This is a genomic window from Corallococcus praedator (genome assembly GCF_003612125.1).
Lineage (GTDB): Bacteria > Myxococcota > Myxococcia > Myxococcales > Myxococcaceae > Corallococcus > Corallococcus praedator.
The window spans coordinates 1-7,311 of record NZ_RAWI01000432.1; the positions used below are offsets into that span (position 1 = coordinate 1).

At 69.4% G+C, this 7,311-nt stretch carries 7 protein-coding genes; 4 read left to right on the top strand and 3 right to left on the bottom strand.

Annotated elements, in window-relative coordinates; genetic code table 11:
- Positions 1 to 88 precede the first annotated feature (88 nt).
- Both D7Y13_RS35140 and D7Y13_RS35145 read left to right on the top strand, forming a co-directional pair.
- Positions 89 to 331 carry a chaperonin gene (locus D7Y13_RS35140; RefSeq protein WP_120537678.1) on the top strand — a complete coding sequence of 81 codons (243 nt, stop codon included), beginning with the start codon at positions 89 to 91 and terminating at the stop codon, positions 329 to 331.
- A gap of 63 nt (positions 332 to 394) precedes the next feature.
- Positions 395 to 2,014, top strand: a complete 1,620-nt coding sequence (locus D7Y13_RS35145) for a phospholipase D-like domain-containing protein (protein WP_120537679.1) — start codon at positions 395 to 397, stop codon at positions 2,012 to 2,014.
- Positions 2,015 to 2,039: 25 nt separating this feature from the next.
- On the opposite strand, the gene D7Y13_RS35150 is transcribed toward D7Y13_RS35145, so the two are convergent.
- The 3 genes from D7Y13_RS35150 to D7Y13_RS35160 form a co-directional block, all read right to left on the bottom strand.
- Complete coding sequence (locus D7Y13_RS35150) at positions 2,040 to 3,383, bottom strand: hypothetical protein (RefSeq protein ID WP_120537677.1); 1,344 nt, start codon at positions 3,381 to 3,383, stop codon at positions 2,040 to 2,042.
- Positions 3,384 to 3,515: 132 nt separating this feature from the next.
- Positions 3,516 to 4,064: a hypothetical protein gene (locus tag D7Y13_RS35155; RefSeq protein WP_120585855.1), complete on the bottom strand. Its 549-nt coding sequence runs from the start codon at positions 4,062 to 4,064 to the stop codon at positions 3,516 to 3,518.
- 208 nt (positions 4,065 to 4,272) lie between these two features.
- Positions 4,273 to 5,223, bottom strand: coding sequence for a hypothetical protein (locus tag D7Y13_RS35160; protein WP_120585854.1), 951 nt, complete (start codon positions 5,221 to 5,223; stop codon positions 4,273 to 4,275).
- A gap of 211 nt (positions 5,224 to 5,434) precedes the next feature.
- On the opposite strand from D7Y13_RS35160, the gene D7Y13_RS35165 reads away from it, so the two are divergent.
- Positions 5,435 to 5,815, top strand: coding sequence for a BlaI/MecI/CopY family transcriptional regulator (locus D7Y13_RS35165; protein ID WP_120537674.1), 381 nt, complete (start codon positions 5,435 to 5,437; stop codon positions 5,813 to 5,815).
- Positions 5,816 to 5,819: 4 nt separating this feature from the next.
- On the top strand, positions 5,820 to 7,311 hold a 1,492-nt coding region (locus D7Y13_RS35170; RefSeq protein WP_279637159.1), incomplete at its 3' end, for a M56 family metallopeptidase.

The window sequence follows — 7,311 nt, forward strand, 5'->3', positions numbered from 1 at the left end:
GGGCAGCAAGGCAGGACGGGCAGCACGGGGCGGTACGGGCAGCGCGGCACAACACGAACGCATCACTTCATCTCGGAGAGCGAAGACCATGGCGACCAAGACCCAGAAGCGTGGACAGACGATTCAGCGCAAGGCCCGTCAGATGAAGGCGACGACCGTGAAGGCCGTGTCCAACGCCGGCAAGCAGGCCAGGCGCGTGCAGGTGACGCTGGGCGACCTGATCGCCGCTGCCTTCGACACCGTGGGGGGCGAGGCGCGGAAGGTGGCCAAGGTCGTCTCCTCGCCGGACATGACCGTGGCGACCGGGAAGCACATTGTTTTCGTGGGGTGATTGTTCCGCCGGCCGGGCGCGGACAGGTGGGTTCCATTTCCGGGACGCGAATTCCAAGGCCAGGTGACTGCCGTGACCAACATCCTCAACCCTGGACGCAACTACTGGACGCGTTCGGAAACGCATGACGCGGGCGTGCTGGTGGACGCCCGGGATTACTACCGAGAGCTGTACCGGGCCATCCGCAAGGCGCGTCGCTCCATCGTCATCATGGGCTGGCAGTTCGACAGCGATGTGACGTTGCTGCGCGGCGACGACCTGGCGGAAGCGGAAGGTGGCGAAGTCCGACTGCTGCCGCTGCTGGACAAGATGTGCCGGGACAACCCGGAGCTGCACGTCTACATCCTCGCCTGGGATTTCAGCATGCTGCTCGCGATGGAACGCGAGTGGATGCAGCACCTGCTGTTCAACTGGACCACGAACGAGCGGCTGCGATTCCGCTTCGATTCCTCCAGTCCTCTCTACGCCGCGCACCACCAGAAGCTCGTCGTCGTGGACGGCGTGCAGGCGTTCACCGGCGGCATGGACGTCTGTGACTGTCGCTGGGACGACCGGGACCATCCCGCGCGCTCGAAGCTGCGCTGTGATTCCGGCCGCGACCCGCACGGTCCCTACCACGACGTGCAGACGGTGCTGACGGGCCCCGCGGTGAAGCCGCTCGCGGAGCTGTTCGAGGCGCGCTGGGCGCACTCGGGCGGCGGCGAAATCCACCTGGAGCCGGTGGCGCGCGACGACGTGACCTTTGAAGCGACGATGCCGGCGCCTCCGGGCCCGGTGGCCATCAGCCGCACCTTCGGCAAGACCATCCTTCCGCCGCAGGAGGAGGTGCAGGAGATCCGCGCGCTGTACGTGGACGCCATCGCCGCGGCGGAACGCTTCATCTACATCGAGAACCAGTACTTCTCCTCGCGCGCCATCTACGACGCGCTCGTCAAGCGCATGCGCACGGCGGGCCGTGGCCGGCTCCAGGTGATGCTGGTGCTGCCCCGTCAGCCGGAAGCGCTGCGTGAGCAGATCGCCATGGGCGTCGCCCAGGTGCGCCTGTTGCGCGCGCTGCGGGAGGTGGCCAGCGAGACGGGCCACGGCTTCGCGGTGTACGGCTCGGCGGCGAAGGACGACGACGGCTCGGATGTCTTCACATACATCCACTCGAAGGTGATGGTGGTGGACGACACCTTCCTGACGGTGGGCTCCGCGAACACCACCAACCGCAGCCTGGGGCTGGACTCCGAGCTGAACCTGAGCTGGGAGGCGCAGGCGCCGGGCGACGCGGTGTCCAAGGCCATCCGCCGCATCCGCGTGTCGCTGATGGCGGAGCACGCGGGCCTCGCGGGCGTGTCCGCGCTGCGGCCGCTGGTGGAGGCGAAGCAGATGGTGGAGACGCTGGACCGGGTGGCCCAGGAGGGGCTGCTGCGGCTGCGTCCACACCCGCTGGAGACGGTGTTCGACCAGAACCCGCTCTTCAAGCCGCTGGAGCCGGAGGACTTCCTCATCGATCCGGAAGAGTCGGTGCTGGACGAGTCGCTCTTCGAGGCCCTGCACAAGGGCGATGACGGCCTGTTCGCCTCCGGCGTGCGGCTGCTGTCGCGCTGGCTGGTGGGTCCGTCGTGCGCCGCGCCTCCGCACCGCGCCATCCTGCCCTGTGCACCCGGGCAGGAAGAGGGCGGCGCGGCGGAACCCTGAGTCCCGGGCAGAGGATGCGCGCGCGTCAGCGTCGGGCGAAGTCCACGCCCACGCCGGCGCCCGCGCTCACGCCCCGCACCAATTGGTCATCCGGCTGCGGGAAGTGCACGGTCGCGCCGGAGGCCCAGATGTACAGCGCGGGCAGCACGCGCTGCCGGCCCTCCACCGCGAAGGAGTAGCGGGGCCGGTCACCCAGGCCCACCACCACCGCGCGCACGATTCCGCGCGTCTTGTCGCCCGGGCTGCTGAAGCTCAGCGAGAAGTCTCCGTCCGCGCGGCCAAAGGCCGAGTACTCCACGGCGCCACTGGCCACGACCTCCGTCGAGTCCGTTCCACCGCCGCGCGCCACGGACATCTCGATGTAGCCGGAGAAGTCCTTCGGCACGCGCTGGTCCGCCTGCGGCTCCTCGGACAGGCCCACGGCGGAGAAGCGCGCCAGCTCATACCCCGCGCCGAAGAAGCCGAAGCGGAAGCCGCCGCCCTGGCGCCGCCCCTGCAAGGTGACGCTGAGCTGCGTGCCCTTGAAGTCGCCCTCGAAGGCGACGCCCAGCAGGCCGCCCACGTCCTGCGCGCCGGAGTTGAGGCGCGCGCCGCCGGCCAGCAGGACCCACGAGCGCAGCCGCTCGCCCTTGTACATGGCGACTTCGCCGCCCACCGACGCGACCGTGGCCTCCGGCGTCACCCCGCCGGCCTCGCCGAAGTCGTGCGCCACGGAGGCGCGCAGCAGGTAGCGGTCGAAGTGGTTCTCACTGCCGCTGACGACGCGGCCCAGGTCCAGCAACAGCTCGCCGGAGAAGATGCGCGCGGCGAGCACGTCGCTGGCGAGCAGCTCCACCCGCGCCGGCCCCGCCGCGAACGACAGCGTGCCGCCCGCCGGGTGGTAGTTCGGGGACAGCTGGTTGTCGTAGCGGTTCACCAGGTAGCCGCGGCCCAGGGACTCCTCGAGGAAGGGTTGCACGCGCAGGCCGAAGCGGCCGGACTCATCCCCGATGCGCAGCAGGCGCACCACCTGTCCGTAGTCGCTGCGCTCGTCCCAGTCCTGGCGCCGCAGCCACGCGCCGTAGTCCTCGTCCTTCTGCTCGGGCGGGTTGTCCAGGAGGCGGAAGCGCAGCGGGGCGCCCAGCATGAAGGCGAAGTCCTCGCCGCCATCCACGCCCAGCGACGGGTATGCGTACGCGAACAGGTCCTGCTCGCCGCCCGGCGTTCCGGACGGGAAGCTCAGCGGACCCACTTCCAGCAGCGCCCGGAAGCCGATGCCTCCCGACGAGGCGGGAGCGGACGACTCCTGCTCTTCGTTGGGGACCTCCTCGATGTACGAGGACTGGGAGTGCAGCAGCGCGAGCAGGGCGACGAAGGGAGCACCAGTCATTGGTGCTCACTCTAACTTGGCGCGGCGTGGGGTGGACAGACGAACACCCGGTAGGCCCGCGAGCGGGCTTTACCGGGTATCCGCCGCGACCAGGGCGGAGGACTCCGCCCTGGCTTGATTCTTCACCGGGGACTAGTGGGTGGAATCGGGCGTGGCGTCCGTCTCCACCTTGGAGTCGGTGCTCAGGTCGTCCGTGTCGGCGTTGGCGTCGCCGGACGCGTCCTTGATCTCGCTCTTGCCGGAGCTCTCATCGCCGGAGCCGCCGGTGCCGTCATCACTGGGGTCGCGGTTCTGGTTCACGGAGCCCGCAGGCACCTGCGGGTCGCCCAGGTCGGTGGGGGTGTTCTGCTGCACGTCCCACTTCTGGCCGTCCTGGGTCTTCACGGTCTCGTCGGCCGCGCCGCTGCCGCCGGTGGCCTCGCCCTCGTAGACGGTGGGCGCGTCCATGCGGTCGCGCTTCTCCAGGTCGCTCACGTTGCCCGCTTCACCGGCGGACTTGTCCGACTCCGCGGTGTCGGGGTTGAGGCTCTCGCTGTTGGAGGAGTCGGAGCTGGTGCCCGCGCTGCCCGCTCCGCCCATGGCACCGGCTTCGGGTGACGAGGCTTCACGCGTGTTCGCGGACTGGCTGGCGCAACCGTACAGCGACAGGGCGGCGATGGCCGCCATCAGGGGAAGCTTCATTGGGAATCTCCAGTGCGAGTCGGGTTTCGTCTTCCGGAAATCTGGTTGCCCGGCCGACAGAGACAAGGACACACACAGGCCTCTGCTACCGGGCCCGCTCCTGGGCAGGCAGGGAGGCGGGCGCTCGGTAGTGGGGCGCTGGGAGAGGAGGATGAAGCTCGCCGGCGGACGGTGAGGGGCCAGGCAGGCGAGGACGGGCGGACGTTCTCTAGCGCCGCTTCGTGGGTTTGGACGGGCCCCCGCCATCGTCCTCGGCCTTGCGCTTCTTGTCGGGCACGTCCGCGTGGTGGCTGCTGGACATGATCTCCCCCTTGCTGTTCTTCGTGAACACGCTGTCGTCCTTCAGCAGGCGCTCGGGGCCGTAGTTCTGGTGCGCCTGGTAGAGGCGCTCGGCGCGCTCGGTGGGCTTGCCGTTCTTGTCGAGCGGCGCATCGAAGCCGGTGCTGATCTTCTTGTTCTGCGTGATGTCGCCCACGCGCAGGTTGCCCGGCGCATCGAAGGTGTCCTTCAACACGTCCTTGTAGGCCTGGAAGCGCGTGGCCTGGTCGGGGCCCTGCATGGCGGTGAGCGTGTTCTTCAGGGCGGCATCCTGCTTCTGCTGAACGACGTCTGCCTTCAGCTCGCCCTTGCGTTCCGCCAGCGTGGCGCGCGAGTAGCCCTGCACGCGGCCCACGGAGGCGGCTTGCTCCGCCAATCCCTTGCGCACCTTCTTCTGGGCTTCCGTCTGGGCGGCACCGGTGGCCGTCTTCAATTCACCGACCGAGGCCTGGGTGTCCTTCGCGCCCTGCTTGAAGCGCAGCGTCTCGTGGTTGAAGACGTTCTGGCCCGTGGCCGAGGCGATGACGTGGTTGATGCTGGAGTCGGGGGCGTTCTGGCCCGTGCGTCGGGCGGCCTGCTCCTGCGGGGTCAACGGGCGCCCGGATTTCTGGGCGGCGTCCGTATAGGTGCTGTGCGAGGCGTTGTACTGCGTCAGGCGATCCAGGACGTTCTGCTTCTTCACGCCGGCGCCATGCTTGCCGTAGTGCTCGTTGAGATGCTGCTTCTGCTTGTCGTTCAGGCCGCCGGTGGGGCCGTATTTCACCTGGCCGTTCACCTTCGTCTTGCTGTCGCCCACCTTGAAAGAGTTGTTGCCCAGCTTGGGTCCACCGATGCGCGCCATTGACTGCTCCTTCGGCAACAAGCCCTGACCTGGAACCCCGGGGCTTGGGGGGAATGGGGCGGACTATGGACTGGTAGGCCCAGGCCGTCTGTCAGGGGTTTCCCTCTGTCGGTTGGGGACACGCCCTCCGCACGAACACCCACTTGACTACGACTGTAGTCAGTCGTACCTTGCTTCTTGACTACAGCTGTCGCTACGAAGGATGGGACGGATGAAGAAGCCGGTGGGAGAGCAGGAACTCGCGCTGCTGCGGTACGTGGCGGAGCACGGGCCGGCGACGGTGGGGGAGGTGGCGGAGCGCTTCGGTGAGGCGCAGGGATTGGCGCGCTCCACCATCCTGACGGTGATGGAGCGGCTGCGGCTCAAGGGGTACCTGACCCGGAGCAAGGTGGACGGGGTGTTCCAGTACGCCTCGCCGGTGGCCACGCAAGAGCTGCTGCGCGACGTCGTAGGGAACTTCGTGCAGCGCACGCTCTCCGGGTCGCTGTCGCCGTTCGTCACCTATCTGGCGGAGGCCGAGGACGTCTCCGACGAGGAGCTGAAGCAGCTCCAGGACGTCGTGGCCCGCCTGCGGCAGAAGCGGAAGGAGTGAGCCGATGAGCTCCATGGACCTGCTGCACGTGATGCCGTGGTGGTCGTCCTGGTCGGAGTCGCTGTGGCGCGCCTCGTGGCAGGGGGCGCTCTGCGCGCTGGGGGTGTGGGTGCTCGCGAAGGCGGTGCCGAGCCTGCCCGCGTCCCTGCGCGCGGGGCTGTGGTGGCTGGTGGCGCTCAAGTTCGTGCTGACGGTGGGCTGGCCGCATCCGGTGTCCCTGGCGCTGCTGCCCGCGGAGACCGTGGTCACCGGCACCGGGTCGCAATCCCAGACATCCGGCACCGCCATGCCCACGCGTGGGGGGGCCCTGGTGGTCTCGGGCCCTGCACCGTCGGATGTGGAAGGTTCCGTCGCACAGGCTCCGGGCCTCGCAATCCCAGGCGTTGCAACGGCAGCGCAAGCGCCCGGCATCGCTCACGCTCGGGACTTCGTGTCGTCGCGCGGTGGACTGTCAGCCGCGGCGTCAGGCCAGGGCTCCTCACCCGAGGCGCGGTACGTGTCCTTCGTCGCCACTTCCTCGCGGTGGCTGCGTGCGCTGTCCGGCTCCAGCGCGGTGGCGTGGACGCTGCTCTTCATCTGGGGCGCGGGCGTGGCCTGGCAGGTGCGGGGCCACGTGCGAGCGTGGCGTCAGGTGCGGGGCATGCGGGAGCGGGCACGGCCCCTGAAGCATCCGGTGCTCGAGGAGGAGGCGGAGTTCCTCGCGAGCGAAGCGGGCCTGCGCCGGCCGCCCCTGCTGCTCGTGTCGGACGAGGTGATGAGCCCGCTGGCCGCGGGGCTCGTGTCGCCGGCCATCGTGCTGCCCTCGAAGGCGGTGCGTGAGTTCCCCGAGGACGCGCTGCGCATGGCGCTCGCGCATGAAGTGGCGCACCTGCGGCGCGGGGACCTGTGGCTGGGCTGGGTGCCGGCGCTGGCGGAGACGGTGCTCTTCTTCCACCCGCTCGCGCGTCAGGCGGCCCGTGAGTACGCGCTTGCTCGGGAAGAGGCGTGTGACGCGGAGGCGCTGCGTCTCACCGGCGCGGAGCCCGCGGATTACGGCGAGCTGCTCATCGCCTTTGGCATCACCCGGCCCCCCGGCAGCGCAGCGGCGCTTGGGGCGTCGGCCCACCTTCACGCGCTGCACAGGAGGCTCCGCATGCTGGAACATGTCGATGTCGTCCCCACCCATCCCCGCCGGTGGCTCAAGGGTGCGCTGTTCGCCCTCGGAGCCCTGGTCCTGATGCCCTTCCAGGTCGTCGCCAAGGCCCCCGCCGAGTCTGCCTCTACGGCGCCCGGCACGAACACGGGGCCGGGCCTCAAGGTGGGCACCGTCCGGACCCTGCCCGAAGGCTCCACGCCGGGCACGGACTCCGCCACGGCCCCGAAGTCCTCCGGGACGCCGAACGCCGCGAACAAGTCCGTCGCGACGTCCGACACGGCCGCCAGGTCACCGAAGTCTCCTGTCCCTCCCGTGCCTCCTGCGCAGCCCGCGTCCCAGACCCTGTGTCTTATACACATCT

Coding starts and splice junctions, on each gene's coding strand:
- D7Y13_RS35160 (WP_120585854.1), bottom strand. CDS start 5,223: ATGGCGCGCATCGGTGGACCCAAGCTGGGCAACAACTCTTTCAAGGTG.
- D7Y13_RS35140 (WP_120537678.1), top strand. CDS start 89: ATGGCGACCAAGACCCAGAAGCGTGGACAGACGATTCAGCGCAAGGCC.
- D7Y13_RS35155 (WP_120585855.1), bottom strand. CDS start 4,064: ATGAAGCTTCCCCTGATGGCGGCCATCGCCGCCCTGTCGCTGTACGGT.
- D7Y13_RS35165 (WP_120537674.1), top strand. CDS start 5,435: ATGAAGAAGCCGGTGGGAGAGCAGGAACTCGCGCTGCTGCGGTACGTG.
- D7Y13_RS35150 (WP_120537677.1), bottom strand. CDS start 3,383: ATGACTGGTGCTCCCTTCGTCGCCCTGCTCGCGCTGCTGCACTCCCAG.